Source organism: Streptomyces sp. NPDC029014, from assembly GCF_055564695.1.
The window spans coordinates 92539-112558 of record NZ_JBVHVT010000021.1 but is presented as its reverse complement, the minus strand read 5'-3'; the positions used below and the strand labels follow the sequence as shown (position 1 = coordinate 112558).

At 70.9% G+C, this 20020-nt stretch carries 14 protein-coding genes; 3 read left to right on the top strand and 11 right to left on the bottom strand.

The annotated features are described in order from the left end of the window. Window positions 1-150 precede the first annotated feature (150 nt). Window positions 151-618, bottom strand: coding sequence for an RDD family protein (locus ACZ4VL_RS14405; RefSeq protein ID WP_468199632.1), 468 nt, complete (start codon window positions 616-618; stop codon window positions 151-153). 184 nt (window positions 619-802) lie between these two features. On the opposite strand from ACZ4VL_RS14405, the gene glnA reads away from it, so the two are divergent. Both glnA and ACZ4VL_RS14395 read left to right on the top strand, forming a co-directional pair. Then, window positions 803-2212 (top strand): type I glutamate--ammonia ligase, encoded by a 1410-nt coding sequence (gene glnA, locus ACZ4VL_RS14400; protein WP_361088505.1) that lies wholly within the window; start codon window positions 803-805, stop codon window positions 2210-2212. 106 nt (window positions 2213-2318) lie between these two features. Further along, entirely contained in the window at window positions 2319-2636 is a 318-nt protein-coding gene (locus ACZ4VL_RS14395; protein ID WP_361088502.1) for a MazG-like family protein, read from the top strand. Here the strand turns inward: ACZ4VL_RS14395 and ACZ4VL_RS14390 are convergent. After that, window positions 2608-3309 carry a TetR/AcrR family transcriptional regulator gene (locus ACZ4VL_RS14390; RefSeq protein WP_468199631.1) on the bottom strand — a complete coding sequence of 234 codons (702 nt, stop codon included), beginning with the start codon at window positions 3307-3309 and terminating at the stop codon, window positions 2608-2610. The genes ACZ4VL_RS14395 and ACZ4VL_RS14390 overlap by 29 nt on opposite strands. An 85-nt stretch (window positions 3310-3394) precedes the next feature. Between ACZ4VL_RS14390 and ACZ4VL_RS14385 the strand changes: the two genes are divergently transcribed. Further along, window positions 3395-4165 carry an SDR family NAD(P)-dependent oxidoreductase gene (locus tag ACZ4VL_RS14385; RefSeq protein ID WP_468199629.1) on the top strand — a complete coding sequence of 257 codons (771 nt, stop codon included), beginning with the start codon at window positions 3395-3397 and terminating at the stop codon, window positions 4163-4165. Between the two features lie 57 nt (window positions 4166-4222). On the opposite strand, the gene ACZ4VL_RS14380 is transcribed toward ACZ4VL_RS14385, so the two are convergent. The 9 genes from ACZ4VL_RS14380 to ACZ4VL_RS14340 all read right to left on the bottom strand — a co-directional run bounded on the left by ACZ4VL_RS14380 (window position 4223) and on the right by ACZ4VL_RS14340 (window position 19705). Continuing rightward, window positions 4223-4741 carry a DUF4240 domain-containing protein gene (locus ACZ4VL_RS14380; protein ID WP_468199640.1) on the bottom strand — a complete coding sequence of 173 codons (519 nt, stop codon included), beginning with the start codon at window positions 4739-4741 and terminating at the stop codon, window positions 4223-4225. Between the two features lie 176 nt (window positions 4742-4917). Beyond that, window positions 4918-7602, bottom strand: a complete 2685-nt coding sequence (gene aceE / locus ACZ4VL_RS14375) for a pyruvate dehydrogenase (acetyl-transferring), homodimeric type (RefSeq protein WP_468199628.1) — start codon at window positions 7600-7602, stop codon at window positions 4918-4920. Window positions 7603-7835: 233 nt separating this feature from the next. Further along, a complete protein-coding gene (locus ACZ4VL_RS14370; RefSeq protein ID WP_468199638.1) occupies window positions 7836-8459 on the bottom strand; it encodes a GntR family transcriptional regulator in 624 nt (207 codons plus the stop codon). Window positions 8460-8567: 108 nt separating this feature from the next. Next, window positions 8568-9233 carry a CHAT domain-containing protein gene (locus ACZ4VL_RS14365; RefSeq protein ID WP_468199627.1) on the bottom strand — a complete coding sequence of 222 codons (666 nt, stop codon included), beginning with the start codon at window positions 9231-9233 and terminating at the stop codon, window positions 8568-8570. Beyond that, complete coding sequence (locus ACZ4VL_RS14360) at window positions 9230-13102, bottom strand: AAA family ATPase (protein WP_468199626.1); 3873 nt, start codon at window positions 13100-13102, stop codon at window positions 9230-9232. Before ACZ4VL_RS14360 ends, ACZ4VL_RS14365 begins: the two co-directional genes overlap by 4 nt. Next, complete coding sequence (locus ACZ4VL_RS14355) at window positions 13095-14498, bottom strand: lipase/acyltransferase domain-containing protein (protein ID WP_468199624.1); 1404 nt, start codon at window positions 14496-14498, stop codon at window positions 13095-13097. Before ACZ4VL_RS14355 ends, ACZ4VL_RS14360 begins: the two co-directional genes overlap by 8 nt. Before the next feature lie 115 nt (window positions 14499-14613). Further along, the gene (sucB, locus tag ACZ4VL_RS14350) at window positions 14614-16410 is read right to left on the bottom strand and encodes a 2-oxoglutarate dehydrogenase, E2 component, dihydrolipoamide succinyltransferase (protein ID WP_468199623.1); all 1797 of its coding nucleotides are present in this window, start codon (window positions 16408-16410) and stop codon (window positions 14614-14616) included. A 55-nt stretch (window positions 16411-16465) separates the two neighbouring features. Further along, window positions 16466-17854 carry a dihydrolipoyl dehydrogenase gene (gene lpdA / locus ACZ4VL_RS14345; protein ID WP_361088487.1) on the bottom strand — a complete coding sequence of 463 codons (1389 nt, stop codon included), beginning with the start codon at window positions 17852-17854 and terminating at the stop codon, window positions 16466-16468. A gap of 321 nt (window positions 17855-18175) precedes the next feature. Continuing rightward, a complete protein-coding gene (locus tag ACZ4VL_RS14340; protein WP_468199621.1) occupies window positions 18176-19705 on the bottom strand; it encodes a leucyl aminopeptidase in 1530 nt (509 codons plus the stop codon). Between the last annotated feature and the right edge of the window lie 315 nt (window positions 19706-20020).

Below are 20020 nucleotides of genomic sequence, written 5' to 3'. Positions count from 1 at the left end.
ATAAAAAGAAAAACAGAAGACGAAGAACCAAAGAAAAAACACAAGAAAAGGACGAAAAAAACACCCCCCCCCCCCCCCCCCCCCCCCCCCCCCCCCGCCCCTGTTCTCGTTGCTGCGTCCTCGTCCCTGCGTCCGCTTCCTGCGTCCGGCTCAGATGCGGACCTGGACGGCGCGGGCCGCCCGGTCGTGCAGGCCGCGGCCGTCGCGGTCCCAGACCAGCGCCGGGATGACCAGGGCCAGCAGCAGGGTGCGCAGCACCACCCGGCCGAAGCCGAGCCGGCCACCGTCCTCCGCGACCACGCGCAGGCCCACGAGCCGCTTCCCGGGAGTGAAGCCCACGGTGCCGAGGGTCAGGATGCTCAGCACGACGAAGAGCAGCAGCGTCCAGTTACCCGTCGCCGTCGCGTTGCCGCCTGTGATCAGCCCGTATGCGATCACCTGGCAGGCGATCCAGTCGATGGCCACGCCGCCCAGGCGGCGCCCGAAACGCGCCGCGGAGCCGGATCCCTCCTGGGGCAGGCCGAGCCGCTGGCCCGGGTAGCCGAAGTCGACGCCCATGTCCTCGGCCGCCGCGCGGGGGCCGGAGAGCCACGATCCCATTGCTTGCCTGTTGTCCACCCGACCACGGTACCTGTGGCGTGACGAGCCCCTCCGGCCGGACCCTGGTTAACTTGTGCGAAACAAATGGGTCATGCTTGGGAAATCCCGTCTGCCTATGGTCGGGTCAGCGTGCGGCACCGCACTGACGCACCACGAGCTATGCAGCCCGTCCCCGCCCCGGGTCGGGAGTAGGAGGAGTTGGATGTTCCAGAACGCCGACGAAGTGAAGCAGTACATCGAGGAGAACGACGTCAAGTTCGTCGACGTCCGCTTCTGTGACCTGCCTGGTGTGATGCAGCACTTCACCATCCCGGCGCGGGCGTTCGACCCGGCGGAGGAGCTCGCCTTCGACGGTTCCTCGATCCGCGGCTTCCAGGCCATCCACGAGTCCGACATGGCTCTGCGCGCCGACATCACCACCGCGCGCCTGGACCCGTTCCGTCGCGACAAGACGCTGAACATCAACTTCTTCATCCACGACCCGATCACGGGCGAGGCCTACAGCCGCGACCCGCGCAACATCGCGAAGAAGGCCGAGGCGTACCTCGCCTCCACCGGCATCGCCGACACCGCGTTCTTCGGTCCCGAGGCCGAGTTCTACATCTTCGACAGCGTCCGCTTCGCGACCACCGCGAACGAGGGCTTCTACCACATCGACTCCGAGGCCGGCGCCTGGAACACCGGCTCCGAGGAGAACAACCGCGGTTACAAGGTCCGCTACAAGGGCGGCTACTTCCCGGTCGCCCCGGTCGACCACTTCGCCGACCTGCGCGCCGAGATCTCCCTGGAGCTGGACGCCCAGGGCCTCCAGGTCGAGCGCCAGCACCACGAGGTCGGCACCGGCGGCCAGGCCGAGATCAACTACAAGTTCAACACGCTGCTCGCCGCGGCCGACGACCTGATGCTCTTCAAGTACATCGTGAAGAACGTCGCCTGGCGCAACGGCAAGACCGCGACCTTCATGCCGAAGCCGATCTTCGGTGACAACGGCTCGGGCATGCACGTCCACCAGTCGCTGTGGCAGGGCGGCGAGCCGCTCTTCTACGACGAGGCCGGCTACGCGGGCCTGTCGGACACCGCCCGCTACTACATCGGCGGCATCCTCAAGCACGCCCCGTCGCTGCTCGCCTTCACCAACCCGACGGTGAACTCGTACCACCGCCTGGTGCCGGGCTTCGAGGCGCCGGTCAACCTGGTGTACTCGCAGCGCAACCGCTCCGCCGCCATGCGCATCCCGATCACGGGCTCGAACCCGAAGGCCAAGCGCGTTGAGTTCCGCGCCCCGGACCCGTCCTCCAACCCGTACCTCGCCTTCTCGGCGCTGCTGCTCGCGGGCCTCGACGGTGTCAAGAACAAGATCGAGCCGATGGAGCCGATCGACAAGGACCTCTACGAGCTCGCCCCCGACGAGCACGCGAGCGTCCCGCAGGTCCCGTCCAGCCTGGAGGACGTCCTCAAGGCCCTGGAGGAGGACCACGAGTACCTCCTCGCCGGCGGTGTCTTCACCTCCGACCTGATCGAGACGTGGATCGACTACAAGCGCACCCACGAGATCGCCCCGATCGCCCAGCGCCCCCACCCGCACGAGTTCGAGCTCTACTTCGACCTCTAAGCCGCAGGCGGGTGACGAGCCGCCCCCGGTGCCGTTCCGGCGCCGGGGGCGGCTCTCTTTTTTGATCTTGCTCCACGGGTGGTGCGGTACCCGCTAGGTTCGGGGCATGGATGATCAGTGGAAGACCGTCGCCGCCCTCGCCGCCACCTTCGACGCGCACGACCGTGAGCGCGGGATGCCGCACGAGGAGAGCGTGACCCTGCAGATCCTCAAGATCGGCGAGGAGTTCGGCGAGGCCGCTGAGGCCGTGATCGGCGCCAAGAGCACCAACCCGCGCAAGGGGAACTCGCACAGCTGGGACGACGTCCAGGCCGAGGTGGCCGACGTCATCGTGTCCGCGATGGTGGCCCTGGCCCGGATGCGGCCGGACGCGGCCGACTACTTCGCCGAGCAGCTCACGCTGAAGGCCGACCGGTTCCTCTGACGCCGCCGGCCCCACCCGACCGCATGACCAGCGGCATCGCCCCGGTCAACTCGCGCAGGCCGCGGACCGCCAGCTCGGCGGGGGAGGCCGGGCCGGTCCGCGGGGCGTCCGTCGTGGCCCACAGTTCCAGGGCGATGCGGATCGCGTCCGTCGCGGCCGCGGCGAGCAGGCGGACCCCGAGCGGGTCGGCGCCGTCGCCGGCCAGCCGGGCGATCACCGGGACGAGCTGCTCCTCGGAGTCCTGGTTCACGCGGTACCAGACGGCGCGCAGCGCCTGGTCGTCCGCCGCCGCGCGGAGCAGGCCGCGGGTCACCTCCAGCCCCTCCTCGACGGTCTGGGGGTCGGTGAGGGAGCGGGTGACGGCGCGTTCGAGGGCCTCGCCGAGCGGGGTGCCGGGGGCCTCCTCCGCGAGCGCGCCGCGCCACCGCTCGCCGCCGGTCGCGAGCAGCGGGCCGACGGCCTCCTGCTTGTTGCGGAAGTAGCGGTAGAACGTGCGCAGGGCGACGCCCGCGCGGTGCGCGATGTCCTCGGCGGTGGTGCCGTCGGGGCCGCGCTCGGCGAACAGGGCGCAGGCGGCGCGGGCGATGTCGAGCTGGGTGGCGGCCTTGCGGCGCTCGGTCAGCGACTGCGCTCCGGGGCCGGTCTGGGGGGAGTACGGACGAGGGGATCTCACGCCTGAAGCCTACCCCTCGACCCCGCCCGTGATGCGTGTTTAGACACACTGGCAAAACGTGTCACCCCGGCGGTACGCTCGCCCCATGAACCGTTTCGAAGGACGCCGTGTCCTCATCACCGGCGGCGGCTCCGGCATCGGCCGCGCCACCGTCCACCGCATCCTCGCCGAGGGCGGCCGCGTCCACAGCGTGGACGTCAACGAGGCCGGCCTCAAGGAGACCGCCGACCAGGCCCGCGCCGCCGGGCACGAGGACCGGCTCACCACCGCCGTCCTCGACATATCCGACGAGGCCTCGGTGCAGGCCGGCGTCGTCGCCGCCGTCGGGCTCCTCGGAGGGCTCGACGCGCTGGTCAACGCCGCGGGCATCCTGCGCTCCGCGCACACCCACCAGACCAGCCTGGACCTGTGGAACAAGATCATCACGGTCAACCTCACCGGGACCTTCCTGATGATCCGCGAAGCCCTGCCGGCGCTGCTGGAGGGCGACAAGCCGGTCGTCGTGAACTTCAGCTCCACCTCGGCCTCGTTCGCCCACCCCTACATGTCCGCGTACGCGGCCAGCAAGGGCGGCATCCAGTCCATGACCCACGCCCTGGCCGCCGAGTACAGCAAGCAGGGCCTGCGCTTCGTCGCCGTCGCCCCCGGCTCCATCGAGAGCGGCATGACGACCGGCACCGGCCCCGGCCTGCCCGAGGACACCGACTGGAGCCTGTTCGCGAAGCTGGCCCCGGCCCTCGGCCAGGGCTTCGCCGGCCCGGAGACCGTCGCCGGTGTCGTCGCCATGCTGGCCTCGGACGACGGCGCCTTCATCACCGGCACGGAGATCCGCATCGACGGCGGCACCCACTACTGACCGGACCCGGACCGGACCCGGACCGGACCCCGACCTGGCTCCGGCCCCGCCGGCGCTTCAGGACCTGAAGCGCTCCCACAGCCGGGGGAAGCGCTCCGCCAGCACGGCTTCGTTCTCGAAGTCCAGCGGGGCGCCCTCCGGCTCGGCCGACTGCAGCGGGACACCGAGGTCCGGCGCGACCGTTCCGGTCAGCTGCTCGTACGCCTCGTCCGCCGCGTACCCGAGCTCCTCGCCGTCCCCGTCGAGCTCCTCGTCGAACTCGTCGAGGAGGTCGGCCAGCTGGTCGGGATCGTGGACCCCGCCCTCGAACACCTCCCGCCCCTGGCCGATCAGCCAGCACCGGAAGTAGTCGAACGCGTCGTCGCTCGCCCCGTCCAGCAGCACCCAGGCCGCACCCCACAAGTCCCAGGTGTACGCCCGGTTGTACCGGGACTCGAAGTGCCGGGCGAAATCCAGGACGGAGTCCGGATCGAGCTGCGCCAGCCGCTCCACGAGCAGGTCGGCGTGTTCCTCGGGGTCGCCCTCGGCGGCCTCGCGGGTGCTGTCGACGATCTCCCAGAACTCCGTCTCGTCCATCACGGGACCAGCATCACGGGTCCGCCGTGAGCCCGCCACCGCGAGAATCCGACAGTGCGCCCGCCGCTGCCCGAACACCGCCGGAACGCCGAGCAACGCCGAGCAACGCCGAAGAACGCCGGAGGCGGCCCTCCCCCGCGGGGAAGGGCCGCCTCCGGTCAGGCAGACGGTACGGCCTACAGGCCGTAGCGCTCGCGGGCCTCCTTGACGGAGGACGCCGGCACCTCGCCGCGGCGGGCGAGCTGGGCCAGGGCCGCGACCACGATGGACTGGGCGTCGACGCCGAAGTGGCGGCGGGCCCCGTCACGGGTGTCGGAGAGGCCGAAGCCGTCCGTGCCCAGCGAGGTGTAGTCCTGCGGGACCCACTGGCTGATCTGGTCCGGGACCTGGCGCATCCAGTCGGAGACGGCCAGCACCGGACCCGGGGCGCCCTCCAGCACGCGGGTGACGTACGGGGTGCGCTCCTCGCCGCGCAGCAGGGCCTCGTCGCACTCCAGCGCCTCGCGGCGCAGCTCGCCCCAGGAGGTGGCGGACCACACGTCGGCGGCCACGTTCCACTCGGCGGCCAGCAGCTTCTGGGCCTCCAGGATCCAGTGGATCGCCGTACCCGAGGCCATCAGCTGGATCTTCGGGGCGTCCGCGGCCGGCGCGTCCCCGCCCAGGTCGGCGGAGGTGTTGAACCGGTACAGGCCCTTGACGATGCCCTCTTCCACGCCCGCGGGCATGGCCGGCTGCGGCTTCGGCTCGTTGTAGACCGTCAGGTAGTAGAAGACGTCCTCGGGGTTCTCCCCGTACATCCGCTCCAGACCGTCCTTGACGATCACCGCGATCTCGTACGCGAAGGCCGGGTCGTAGTTGAGCGAGGCCGGGTTGGTGGCCGCGATCAGGTGCGAGTGGCCGTCGGCGTGCTGGAGGCCCTCACCGGTCAGCGTGGTGCGGCCGGCGGTGGCGCCCACGATGAAGCCCTTGCCGAGCTGGTCGGCGAGCTGCCACATCTGGTCGCCCGTGCGCTGCCAGCCGAACATCGAGTAGAAGATGTAGAACGGGATCATCGTCTCGCCGTGCGTCGCGTACGACGTGGCGGCGGCGATGAAGTCGGCCATGGCGCCGGCCTCGGTGATCCCCTCGTTGAGGATCTGGCCGTCCTTGGCCTCCTTGTAGTACATCAGCTGGTCGCGGTCGACCGGCTCGTACGTCTGGCCCAGCGGCGAGTAGATGCCGGCCGACGGGAAGAGGGACTCCATACCGAAGGTACGGGCCTCGTCGGGGACGATCGGCACCCAGCGGCGGCCGGTCTCCTTGTCCCGCATCAGGTCCTTCACCAGGCGGACGAAGGCCATGGTGGTGGCCATCTCCTGCTTGCCGGAGCCCTTGAGCAGCGGCGCGTAGGACTTGTCGGCCGGCTGCGGCAGGGCCACGTGGTGGACCTTGCGGGCCGGGGCGAGGCCGCCGAGGGCCGCGCGGCGCTCGTGCAGGTAGCGGACCTCGGGGGAGTCGGCGCCCGGGTGGCCGTACGGAACCACGCCGTCCGCGAAGGCGCTGTCCGGGATCGGGAGTCCGAGCAGGTCGCGCATGCCCTTGAACTCGTCGATCGTCAGCTTCTTCATCTGGTGGTTCGCGTTCTTCGACTCGAACCCGGTGCCCAGGGTGTAGCCCTTGACGGTCTGCGCCAGGATCACCGTCGGCGCGCCCTTGTGCGCCAGGGCTGCCTTGTACGCGGCGTAGACCTTGCGGGGCTCGTGGCCGCCGCGCGAGGTGTGGAAGCACTCGGCGATCTTCGCGTCGCTCAGCAGCTGCCCCATGGCCACGAGGGCCGGGTCGCCGCCGAAGAAGCGCTCGCGGATGTAGGCCGCGTCACGGGTGGCGTACGTCTGGAACTGCGCGTCCGGGGTCTCGCGCAGGCGGCGGACCAGGGCGCCCGTGGTGTCGAGCTGGAACAGCTCGTCCCAGGCGGAGCCCCACAGGGTCTTCACGACGTTCCAGCCGGCGCCGCGGAAGGCGCCCTCCAGCTCCTGGACGATGCGGAAGTTGGCGCGCACCGGGCCGTCGAGGCGCTGCAGGTTGCAGTTGATGACGAAGGTCAGGTTGTCCAGGCCTTCGCGGGCCGCGAGCGCGAGGGCCGCGGTCGACTCGGGCTCGTCCATCTCGCCGTCGCCCAGGAAGGCCCAGACGTGCGAGTTGGAGGTGTCCTTGATGCCGCGGTTCTCCAGGTAGCGGTTGAACCGCGCCTGGTAGATCGCGGACAGCGGGCCGAGGCCCATGGAGACCGTGGGGAACTCCCACAGCCAGGGCAGGCGCCGCGGGTGCGGGTAGGAGGGCAGGCCGTTGCCGCCGGCCTCCTGGCGGAAGTTGTCGAGCTGCTGCTCGGAGATGCGCCCGTCGAGGAAGGCGCGGGCGTAGATGCCCGGGGAGGCGTGGCCCTGGACGTAGATCTGGTCGCCCGAGCCGTCGTTCTCCTTGCCGCGGAAGAAGTGCTGGAAGCCGGTCTCGTAGAGCCAGGCGGCCGAGGCGAAGGTGGCGATGTGGCCGCCGACGCCGTACTTCGAGCCGCGGGTCACCATGGCGGCCGCGTTCCAGCGGTTCCACGCGGTGATGCGGGCCTCCATCTCCTCGTCACCGGGGAAGTCCGGCTCGGCGGAGGTGGGGATGGTGTTGACGTAGTCCGTCTCCAGCAGCTTCGGCAGGGCCAGGCCGGCGGCCTCGGCGTGCTGGAGGGTGCGGCGGAGCAGGTATTCGGCGCGGCGCGTACCGGCGGCCTGGGCGACGGCGTCGAGCGAGGCCGCCCATTCGGCGGTCTCTTCGGTGTCGCGGTCCGGGAGCTGGTCGAGCTCGCTCGGAAGCTTTCCTACGGGGTCGGACATCGGTGTGCGCCGCCTTCCGGACAAAGGAGAGGTGGTGAAGAAAATCCCTGACGGGCAGGACAGGGTGGGCGGACCCGGTTGGGGCCCGTCAAGACTGTAAATCCCTGATCGATGATCGATCAAATGATTGCGGTGAAGTTAAGGGGCATCAACGAAAAGTCGGCACGGGGTGCCAGCGATTCAGACACCGCGTGCCGGGCAAATCGGGGCAAAGGGGGCCTCGATCGGGAGCGTCAGGCGCGGGGCGCGCACCCGAGCACATGCCGCTTCACCAGCACCCCGATCTCCGGATCCTGGTTCCGGAAGGCCTCGACGAGCGCCGCGTGCTCCTCCGCGTACGACTTCTGCACGGTCCCCAGCCAGCGGATCGACAGCGCCGTGAACACCTCGATGCCCAGGCCCTCCCAGGTGTGCAGCAGCACGCTGTTCCCCGCCGCCCGCACCATCTCCCGGTGGAACCCGACCGTGTGCCGCACCTGCGCCGTGCCGTCCGAGGCCCGGTCGGCCTCCCACAGGGCCGCCACGTGCGGCTCCAACGCCGAACAGTCCACCGCCAGCCTCGGCGCGGCCAGCTCCGCCGCGATCTGCTCCAGACCGGCCCGGACCGGGTAGATCTCCTCCAGGTCCGCCGCCGTGAGGTTCCGCACACGGACGCCCTTGTTCGGCGCCGACTCGATCAGCCGCAGCGTCTCCAGCTCGCGCAGCGCCTCGCGCACCGGCGTCTGGCTGACCTCCAGCTCGACCGCGATCCGCCGCTCGACGATCCGCTCACCGGGCTTCCAGCGCCCGCTGACGATCCCCTCCACGATGTGCTCGCGGATCTGCTCGCGCAGCGAGTGCACGACGGGTGGGGTGATCATCGGGGCTTCATCTCCTGAAGGGCATGCACAGCTCTGATGCGTAGACAATACGGCGCAGTAGGCCGACCGGGAGCGTCCGTACACAGGGCCGCCGGGTGAGGCTGGTTACAGCCGCCGCTTCCGCGCGAACCGCAGCCATGTCGGCGCACCCCCAAGCGGCTTGACCGGAGTCCGCACCGGCGGGGACCGGAACTCCGGGCCGATCAGGTGCACCGCATCGGGGATCGTGGCGGGGGACGACACGAGCGCGGGCAGGAAGGCGGCGTCCGCACCGCAGGCCTCGGCCTCGTGCACGGCTATCCGGTGCGACTGGCCGACGGAACGGCCGTGGGCCAGCGAACTGTAGAGCGTACGGGAGTACGCACGGCACTCCCGGTCCCGGATCGGCCCGGCCGTCCCGATCACGCACGGCACCGCCTCCACCAGCATCCCGGCCGGCTCCGACGTCCAACAGGCGTTCAGCACCACCACCCGCAGCCCGTCCCCGACGAACTCGCACAACAGCTTCGCCAGCCCCCGGTCCCGTACCGGCGCCTCACCCCCGTCGTCGGTGAGGAACCGCAGCCCGCCCCCGTCCGGCGTCCCCCGCGCCGAGAAGTGCAGCACCGCCGGCATCTCCCGGATCAGCCGCGCCGTCACGTCCGGCAGCCGCGCGGCCTGCAACGCCTCCAGCACCACCGCATCCCGGTACCGGGCCCCGTCGACGCTGATCCGGATCTCCCGGAACTCCGCCCCGGCGTCGGGGGCGGCGGGGATCCGGGGGGAGGTCACGCGGGGGCTGTCCGTTCCGGCAGACCTACGGCTCCGTCCGCCGCCGCGGCGAGGATCTGCTGGATCAGGCTGCTCAGGGCCGCCGCATGCCGGGGGTGCCGCCCGATCAGCGAAGCGATCTCGGAGATCACCCGGTCCCGGTCGGCGGGCTCGGCGGCGGGCCAGGCGGCGGGAGCCGGCGGGGAGCCGGCCAGGACCGAGGCCAGGGCGAGATGGACCGTGCCGGTGAAGGCGTCCCGGTAGACGAAGCACTCCAGCAGGGCGAGCGCGCGCAGCAGACCAGGATCCAGACCGGGGTCGGCCATGAGCTGCCGGAGCCGCTCGTGCACGGCCGGCCGGTCCTCGACGTACCGGAAGGCGGCCGGGATCCCGTCCACGCGGGCAAGGCTGACCAGTGCGAAATGCACGGCCGACTGGGCCGATTCCAGGTCGGATGCGAGCAGTGTGAGGGCTTGCTCATGGAGAAGCACTGCCGCGTGATCGCTGAGGAAGTTCTCGGACTCCTCCCAGGTGGAGAGCCCGGCCCAGGCGTCGAGGAGCTCTCCGGTGATGTAGGGGCGGAAGGCATCGTCCGGGTCGGCGGCCTCCGCATTGCGCGCGATCCGGAGGTGCTCATCAGCCGCGTCACTCACCAGGGCGAGCTCCTCCAGGGCCACCGCGGTCTCGGGCGACCGGAGGTCTTCGGCATGGTCGTCCCAGAAGGCACGGGACGCAGCCCAGCTGGGGCAGTTGATCCACTCGACGGCCAGGTCCAGTGCGCTTTGGGGGAGCGTCAGCCAGGGCGGGGGCTCGGAGCCAGCCGTATCACGCCACAAAACGATGACCTGGGATGCGTGTGAGTCATCTTCCTCGATATGGGCGCGGAGAGCGTGTCGGGCACGGAAGGCGGCGAAATCAGCTTGTCCGTTTGACGTTCGACCGCCTGCGATGGAGATGAGGGCGCGGATGCCGGAAGCGGGGTCCGCTCCGGCGATCTCCAACCTTGCGCGCTCGACGGCGATGTAGTCGGCTGCCTCTGGGTGCACCGCGAGGTCCCTCTCTGCCGCGACATAGGCGACCAGTGCCTCCTGCGTTGTCGCCATGCGCGCGAGGTTGTTGAGGGACGTGGCGAGGTCGGGGAGGTAGGCGGCGGGGTTGTCGGCTGCGAGGGCACGCCGGATGGTGACGGCTTCGGTGATGGTGGTGAGTGCGCCTTGTCGGTTCCCGGTCTCGGCCTGGCGGTTGGCGAGGTTGTTGAGGGACGTGGCGAGGTCGGGTAGGTAGGCGGCGGGGTTGTCGGCTGCGAGGGTGCGGTAGAGGTCGGCGGCTTCGGTGATGGTGGTGAGTGCGCCCTGTCGGTTCCCGGTCTCGGCCTGGGAGGTGGCGAGGTTGTTGAGGGACATGGCGAGGTCGGGTAGGTAGGCGGCGGGGTTGTCGGTTGCGAGGGTGCGGTAGAGGTGGGCGGCTTCGGTGATGGTGGTAAGTGCGTCCTGCCGGTTCCCGGTCTCGGCCTGGAAAGCGGCGAGGTTGTTGAGGGACGTGGCGAGGTTGGGGAGGTAGGCGGCCGGGTTGCCGTTCGACAGGGATCGGTAAAGGTCCGAGGCCTCCTGCGACAGCGCGAGTGCCTCAAGGCGCCTGCCGGCTCGTTGACGTCTTGTTGCCATATGGCCGAGCACGTACGCGAGATCCGGGCGGAACGTGTCCTCGCGTAGGTCGACGAGCTCACGGATCAGTGCGATTCCGCGGCTGCCGGCCATGGCTGCATGCGGTGCCAGGGCACTCCGCACGTAAGGGTTCGCGTTGTCCATCGCCGTTGCGTCGTCGGTTTGGCTTCGCAGGAGGTCGACCAGTGCTCGTGCCACGCGGTATGCCGGGTCGGATCCCTCCGCCGTGTTCCGCAGGTGGGTGATGAACTCGCGGTGGTAGAGGCGGTAGACCGCCTGGGTGCCGTCCGTGTCCTCCACGACGTAGCGGCCGTACGCGTTCAGGAGCCAGTCCACGTCCTCGGGGCCGTACTCCGTCCCGTCCGAGCTGAGGGACGAGGCTGCGGCCTCCCAGACTCCCCGCGCCGGCATGCCGTTCGAGAGACTCCATGCCAGGGCGGTCAGGAGGTGCTGGGCCGCGTGGGGCAGGAGCACTCCATCCCGTTTGCGCTTAGGGCCCTCCCTCAGGTCTTCGGAGAATGCTGCGCTGATCGAGGTGGGTATCGCGTGGGCCCAGTCCGTAGGTTCTGACGCTGCGGATCGCCGGATCAGGGAATCCGACGCCATCCTGGCGAAGAGGAAGCCGCCCGCATGGGCGGATGCGCGGCTCGCGATGAGATCGGCCGCCTGGGCCGCCTCGGCCTCGGGCAGCGCGCGCGACAGGAGTCGGCGGCGGCAGTACTCGCGGATGTCGTCCGCGGTGTCGGACTCGTCGTCCAGGTCGGATGCCTGGGCCCGGACGTCCAGCAGACGGCTCACCGCCCGGGCCAGAGGCTCCTGCGGAGCCTGCCGGGGACTGAACGAGCGGTCCCGGGAGCCCAGGAGGACGCAGGTCAGGCGGCTGAGGGGGGCCAGGAGCTGCTCGACCATGGGGTGCGCCTCGTTGGGAGCCGCCTCGTCCAAGCCGTCCAGGACCAGGACCGGTACCCTGCGGCGGCCGGGTTCCGGCCCGGCCTTCCCCGTCTCGGTCGTCAGAGCGTCGGGTGTCCGGGACGCTGCGAGGGCGAGCCGGTCGGGGCTCGGCCAGGCCTTCTCCACCTCGGCGATCAAGGCGGCCGGGGTCTCGGGGGAGGGCAGGGCGAGGCGGTCCGCGAGGGCGTCGGCCAGTTGCTGCACCGTGTAGCCCCGCAGGTGGAGCGAGACGTCCACCGAGTTTCCGCCCGGGTCCGGGTCCTCGGCGGCCAGCGGGGCGTGGAGCAGGATGTCCGCCCGGTGCTTCGGGTCGGACAGCGTGGCGATACGGCCCAGGACCGCCGACTTGCCGCTGCCGGCGCTGCCCGTGACCAGGAAGAGGCCGGGGCGACGTGCCTCCAGCCATGCTGTGATCTTGCCCAGGACGCGGCGGCGGCCGCTGAAGAACCAGCCTTCGTCTGTGAGGGGCGCCCCGCGGCTCGCCTGGACGAGGTGTTCCACCAGCTCCGGTTCCGTGGCGGCCCGCCATCGCGGGTTGTTGAACATCGGCCGGTCGCTGCCGAACATGGCCGGCCAGGGCTGGTGGCCGACCTCCTGAGGCCACGCAGCGATCACTGTGTTGATGACCGTGGACCCCGTGACCTGGCTGTTGCGGGAGCTCCACTCGTGGCGGTACCGGTTCGTCTGCGGGCCTTCGCGCAGTACCAGGGCCAGCGTCTTCAGGAGGACGCCGTCCGCCTCCGCCTTCTCCTGGGGGCGGCAGCTCGCGATCACCCCGAGCCACGAGGACCGGTTCGGGGGGAGGTTCCGCTCGGAGAGCCTGTTCGCCGCGCTCTGGAGGGACTCGATCACTCCCGCGCCCGCGTGGCACGTGTCGATGATCAGCAGCGTCTGGTCCGCTTTGCTGAGCATCGCCGCGTCCGCCAGGAGATTGGCCGAATTTGTATCGCTCGCGAGCTTCGGATTGTCGGTGTCCGGCATGACCAGACGTAGCTCCTGACCGTCCAGCTCACCATGTCCGGACCACAAGATGACCGCTGGGCCGTGCCCGCCCGTCTCACTCCACTCCCTCGCCCAGCCTTTTGCCTCATCCCAGAGCGCAGCCCTCTTCGGGTCCCGGAGGACCGTGGGCGTGTAGCCGCGGGCTTCCAGGAGGGTGCACAGCTCCTCCATTTGGGCCGTGGCGCCCGTCAGGGTGCGGAACTTCGGGTTCCCGTAGTGCTCTACGACGATGCCGAGGGCCGTTCCGCGGACTTCGGGGTCGTTCTCAGACATTCGTGCCCCCGACCAGGGTCAGGGCCGTCACCTTCGTCTCCGCGCGGGCCGTGACGCGGACCGCCAGGCGATACGCGCCCGGGTCCGGGGCCGGGAAGGTGGCCGTGTAGCGGCCCTCGCCCAGATTGCGGAGGGTGCGGGAGGCGGGGTCCGCGCCCGTCGCCGGGCGGAGGTCCGCGGTGAGGTGGAGGGAGTCGTGGTCCGGGGTGTCGGCGGGGATCGTGACCGCGACCTCGTACGGGTCGCCGGGCGGCAGGAAGGACGGGGCGAGGACGCTCAGCGGGACGGCCTCGTCCTCCTCGCCGCGGTGGAAGGGGCGGGCCTGGCCGAGGAGGCCGGCCAGGGCGTCGCGGACGCCCTGGTTGTTCTGGAGGGCGCCGTGCTGCTCGCAGGGGGTGTGGGCCTCGTCGACCGTGTAGCCGGAGAGGTCGGCGTTCGCGGGACGGGCCGCGAGGCGGGGGACGGTGCCGTCGCCCCGTTCGTCGGTGCCGCTGATCAGCCAGAGGGGGGTCAGGGTGTTGCCCGTCAGGTCTGCCGTGGTGTGGGTGGGCTGGCGGATGCCCGTGATGGCGTGGAGGGGGACGGGGGCCGTGCGCCTTGCTGCCGCGTCGCGGAGGTCCGCGTGGAAGGCGGCCGCGTCCGCGAGGAGGTTCGGGTCGACGCCGGGGAGGTTCGGGAGGTCGCGGGCGTAGGCGAGGCCGCCGGGGGCGGTCACGCACGCGTAGTCCGGGGTGAGCTGGTGCAGGGACGGGAGGCTGCGGGCGAAGGCGGTCAGGTCGATGCCGAGCGGTCCCCAGCCCTTGCGGAGGCCGTTCACCAGGTGGGCCAGGGCGGTGAGGGAGCCGCGGTGCGGCGTGCCGAGGGTGACCAGGCGGCGGGTGACCTCGTGGCCGCCGAGGCGTTCCACGTAGTGGCGGGCGACCAGGCCGCCCATGGAGTGGCAGACGAAGACGACGCGGGCGTCGCGGCGTTCCGGGGCGGATTCCTGCCAACGGGCCAGGGCCGGGGCCACCGCCTCCTTCAGGCGTTCCGCGTTCCAGCGGCAGGACAGGCGCCAGTCGTACGGGAACGGGATCAGGTTGTCGTCGCGCGTGAGGGTGAACTCGCGTTCCAGCCAGCCCAGCAGGTCCGTGTAGCCGTCGACCGGGTGCCAGATGCCGGGGATGGCGTGGACGTCCGGCATCAGGCCGACGGGGACGATCCCGTCGCCCGGGTGGTCGTCGCCCGTGTCCTTCGGGACCTGGAGGCCGGCCAGCGAGGGGCCGAGGAGGCGCAGGCCGCGCCACAGGGCGCCGCCCGAGAGGTCCCAGACGGGTCTGCCGACGGCGTCCGCGAGGCGGCTGCCCATGATTCCCGGCAGGACCACGACAAGATCGGTTACCCGTGTGCGCGACATACAAGCCCCCCGTCGGACGTTCCAGGACGGGCAGGGTATGACGACGGCGCCCCCGCCCGGAGTGGAATCCGGACAAGGGCGCCGTACGGGTTACTGCCGACGGGCAGCGGGGGCCTTACAGGCCGAGCTCGACCTCGAACTCGCCGGCCTCCAGGATCGCCTTCACGGCCGAGAGGTACCGGGCCGCGTCCGCGCCGTCCACCAGGCGGTGGTCGTAGGACAGGGTCAGGTACGTCATGTCGCGGGCGCCGATCACGGTGCCCTCGGCGGTCTCCATGACCACCGGGCGCTTCACCGTGGCACCGATGCCCAGGATCGCGACCTGGTTCGGCGGCACGATGACCGTGTCGAACAGGGCGCCGCGGGAGCCGGTGTTGCTGATGGTGAAGGTCGCGCCGGACAGCTCGTCCGGGGTGATCTTGTTGCTGCGGACCTTGCCGGCCAGGTCGGCGGTCGCCTTGGCGATACCGGCCAGGTTGAGGTCACCGGCACCCTTGATGACCGGGGTCATCAGGCCCTTCTCGGAGTCCACGGCGATGCCGATGTTCTCCGAGTCGAAGTAGGTGATGGTGCCCTCGTCCTCGTTGATCCGGGCGTTGACGACCGCGTGGGCCTTCAGCGCCTGGGCCGCGGCCTTGACGAAGAACGGCATCGGGGACAGCTTGACGCCCTCGCGGGCGAGGAAGCCGGCCTTGGCCTTCTCGCGCAGCTTCATGATCTTGGTGACGTCCACCTCGACCACGGACGACAGCTGCGCCTGCGAGTGCAGGGCCTTCATCATGTTGTCGCCGATGACCTTGCGCATGCGGGTCATCTTGACCGTCTGACCGCGCAGCTCGGACACCGCGGCGGCAGCGGCCGGAGCGGCCGGAGCAGCAGCGGCGGCCGGCGCCGGGGCGGCGGCCGCGGCCTTGGCGGCCTCGGCGGCGGCCAGGACGTCCTGCTTGCGGATACGGCCACCGACGCCGGTGCCCGTGACCGTGTTCAGGTTGACGCCGGCCTCGGAGGCCAGCTTGCGGACCAGCGGGGTCACGTACGCGCCCTCGTCACCGGCGGGAGCCGCCGGCGCGACGGGAGCGGCCGGGGCGACCGGAGCCGGAGCGGCGACCGGGGCGGCGGCCTGGACCGGCGCCGGGGCGGCGACCGGAGCGGCCGGAGCCACCGGGGCGGGCGCCGGAGCAGCCGGAGCCGGAGCGGCCGGAGCCGGAGCAGCGGCCGGAGCCGGAGCAGCGGCCGGGGCCGGAGCGGCAGCCGGGGCCGGAGCGGCCGGAGCCGGGGCGGCGGCCGGGGCAGCGCCCGCGACGCCGATGACGGCCAGACGGGCGCCGACCTCGGCGGTCTCGTCCTCGCCGACCAGGATCTCGAGCAGCGTGCCGGAGACCGGCGCGGGGATCTCGGTGTCGACCTTGTCGGTGGAGACCTCGAGCAGCGGCTCGTCGGCCTCGACCGTCTCGCCGACGGCCTTCAGCCAGCGGGTGACGGTGCCCTCGGTGACGGACTCGCCCAGGGCGGGCAGCACGACGTCGGTGCCGGACGCGGCCGGGGCAGCGGCGGCGGGGGCCTCGGCGACGGGGGCCGGGGCAGCGGCAGGCGCCTCGGCGACCGGGGCCGGGGCGGCAGCCGGAGCGGCGACCGTCTCGACGGCCGGCGCCGGGGCGGCAGCCGGGGCGCCGGAGCCGTCGTCGATGACGGCCAGCTCGGCGCCGACCTCGACGGTCTCGTCCTCAGCGACCTTGATGGAGGCCAGGATGCCGGACACGGGGGAGGGGATCTCGGTGTCGACCTTGTCGGTCGAGACCTCGAGCAGCGGCTCGTCGGCCTCGACGCGCTCGCCCTCGGCCTTCAGCCAGCGGGTGACAGTGCCCTCGGTGACGCTCTCGCCGAGCGCCGGAAGGGTTACGGAAACCGCCATGGTTTCAGTTGCTCCTTACGAATGGTGCGGTTGTGGTCGTCGCGCCCGTGACTGATTAGTCGTGTGCGTGCAGCGGCTTGCCGGCCAGGGCCAGGTGGGCCTCGCCGAGCGCCTCGTTCTGGGTCGGGTGCGCGTGGATGAGCTGCGCGACCTCGGCCGGCAGGGCCTCCCAGTTGTAGATCAGCTGGGCCTCGCCGACCTGCTCGCCCATCCGGTCACCGACCATGTGGACGCCGACCACGGCACCGTCCTTGACCTGGACGAGCTTGATCTCGCCCGCGGTCTTCAGGATCTTGCTCTTGCCGTTGCCCGCCAGGTTGTACTTCAGGGCCACGACCTTGTCCGCACCGTAGATCTCCTTGGCCTTGGCCTCGGTGATGCCGACGGAGGCGACCTCGGGGTGGCAGTAGGTCACGCGCGGCACGCCGTCGTAGTCGATCGGGACGACCTTCAGCCCGGCCAGGCGCTCCGCGACCAGGATGCCCTCGGCGAAGCCGACGTGCGCGAGCTGCAGGGTCGGGACGAGGTCACCGACGGCCGAGATGGTCGGCACGTTGGTCTGCATGTACTCGTCGACCAGGACGTAGCCGCGGTCCATCGCGACGCCCTGCTCCTCGTAGCCCAGGCCCTGGGAGACCGGACCGCGGCCGATGGCGACCAGCAGCACCTCGGCCTCGAAGGTCTTGCCGTCGGCCAGGGTGACCCGGACGCCGTTCTCGGTGTACTCGGCCTTGTCGAAGAAGGTGCCGAGGTTGAACTTGATGCCGCGCTTGCGGAAGGAGCGCTCGAGGATCTTGGAGCTGTTCTCGTCCTCGACCGGGACGAGGTGCTTCAGGCCCTCGATGATGGTGACGTCGGTGCCGAAGGACTTCCACGCCGAGGCGAACTCGACGCCGATCACGCCGCCGCCGAGGATGATCGCCGACTGCGGGACGCGGTCCAGGACCAGCGCGTGGTCGGAGGAGATGATCCGGTTGCCGTCGATGGTCAGGCCCGGGAGCGACTTCGGCACGGAGCCGGTCGCCAGCAGGACGTGGCGGCCCTGGATGCGCTGCCCGTTCACGTCGACCGAGGTCGGGGAGGACAGGCGGCCCTCACCCTCGATGTAGGTCACCTTGCGGGAGGCGACCAGGCCCTGCAGGCCCTTGTACAGGCCGGCGATCACGTCGTCCTTGTACTTGTGCACACCGGCGATGTCGATGCCCTCGAAGGAGGTCTTCACGCCGAACTGCGCGGCCTCGCGCGCCTGGTCCGCGATCTCGCCCGCGTGCAGCAGAGCCTTGGTGGGGATGCAGCCGTTGTGCAGGCAGGTGCCGCCGAGCTTGTTCTTCTCGATCAGGGCAACGTCCAGACCCAGCTGGGCAGCGCGCAGGGCCGCGGCGTAGCCGCCACTGCCACCGCCGAGGATCACTAGGTCGAAAACGGTGCTGGCGTCGTTCGCCACGTCACGTCCTCCATGCATGTGCGCCGGGCACCGGTCCTCTGTGACCGGGCGGCGGCTGGTGTTCGGCCGCTTGTTTCTTCGGCCCTGTGGTGGGCCCTGTCCTGCCGAGAACCCATCTTCGCATTTGTCGCGGGAACACGGGACGCCGGGCCCGGACTGCGACGGGTCGTTCTGCCGGAAGCAGGGGTTACCGAAGCGTAGAAACCTACGGATTTCGTTGTGGGTGAACACCCGGCCCCTTGTCGGGTCGCGCTCAAGGGGCCGGGGGTGCGTTGTGCGTCACATGTCAAGCGTCACACCGCGCCGGGCGCGGCGGCGGCCTCAGCCCAGGTCGCCGGTGGCGGTGCGCTCGGCCAGCCGCACCAGGGTGCGCACCGAGGAGCCGGTGCCGCCCTTGGGGGTGTAGCCGTACGGGGCGCCCTCGTGGAAGGCCGGGCCCGCGATGTCCAGGTGCGCCCAGGTGATGCCGTCGCCGATGAACTCCTGCAGGAAGAGACCGGCCACCAGGCCGCCGCCCATGCGCTCGCCCATGTTGGCGATGTCGGCGGTGGGGGAGTCCATGCCCTTGCGCAGGTCGGCGGGGAGCGGCATCGGCCAGGAGCTCTCGCCGACCTCCTCGGCGATCTCGTGGACCGACGTGCGGAAGGCGTCGTCGTTGGCCATGACGCCGAAGGTGCGGTGGCCCAGCGCCAGCACCATCGCGCCGGTCAGGGTGGCGACGTCGACGATCGCGTCCGGGTTCTCCTCGGAGGCCTTGGTCAGGGCGTCGGCCAGGACGAGGCGGCCCTCGGCGTCGGTGTTGAGGACCTCGACGGTCTTGCCGCTGTACATGCGCAGCACGTCGCCGGGACGGGTCGCGGAGCCCGACGGCATGTTCTCGGCGAGCGCGAGCCAGCCGGTGACGTTGACGGCCAGGCCCAGGCGGGCCACGGCGACCACGGCGGCGAAGACGGCGGCGGCGCCGGACATGTCGCACTTCATGGTCTCGTTGTGGCCGGCCGGCTTCAGGGAGATGCCGCCCGAGTCGTAGGTGATGCCCTTGCCGACGAACGCGAGGTGCTTCTCGGCGTCCGGGTGGGTGTAGGCGATCTTCACCAGGCGCGGCGGGTTCTCGGAGCCCTTGCCGACGCCCATGATGCCGCCGTAGCCGCCCTTGACCAGCGCCTTCTCGTCCAGGACCTGGACCTTGAGGCCGTGCTCCTTGCCGGTCGTCGAGGCGATGGCGGCGAAGGAGGCCGGGGTGAGGTCGTTCGGCGGGGTGTTGATCAGGTCGCGGGCGGTGTTGACCTCGGACGCGACGACGACGGCGCGCTCGGCCGCGGCCTTGTGCTCCTTGTCGCGCGGCTTGGCGCCGAGCAGGGCCACCTCGGCGAGCGGGAGCTTCGGGCCGCCGTTCTTGGCGGCCTTCTTCTCGCCGCCCTGGTAGGCGGTGAAGGCGTACGCGCCGAGCAGTGCGCCCTCGGCGACCGCGGTGACGGCGGAGGCGTCCTCGAGGGGGAGCGCGAAGGCGGCCTTCTTGCTGCCGTGCAGTGCGCGGGCGGCGGCGCCGGCGGCGCGGCGCAGCGCCTCCTCGTCGTAGGACTCCTCGTCGCCCGGCACCGGGCCGAGGCCGACCGTCAGCACGACCGGGACCTTGAGGCCGTCCGGGGCCGGCAGCTTGGTGGTCTCGCCTTCGGCGCCGGAGGCGCCCAGGGCGTCGAGCACGGCGGCGAGCTTCCCGTCGTACGCGTTGTCCACGGCCTCGGCGCCCGGTGCCACGACGGGACCCTTCGGGCCCTTCGCGACGCCGACCACGAGGGCGTCGGCGCGCAGCGTCGCCGCGCCGGCAGTGCTGAGAGTCAGAGCAGTCACGGTGGTGAAGTCTCGCTTCCGTTTGTGTTGTGGGCCGAGTGGGTGGAACGGCCATCCGGAGCGATCGTATTCCGGCCCGAACGGCCGCCAGAAATGAGCCTACGCTCAGCGGCTCGACCGTACGCCATTCCAGGGTTTGGCAAGTTGTTCGACTCGGCCGCTCGCGGGTTCACCCATCTGTGGTCTCTGTTCCAGGTTTGCCCGTTAGACCTGACGGGGTCCGCGAGACTCGAGCCACTCTCGCAAGGGGACGCGGGGTCCCTTTGCATGATTTCCACAGAGCCTCCTCGGCCCGGCCTACCGCCAAGGGCCGTA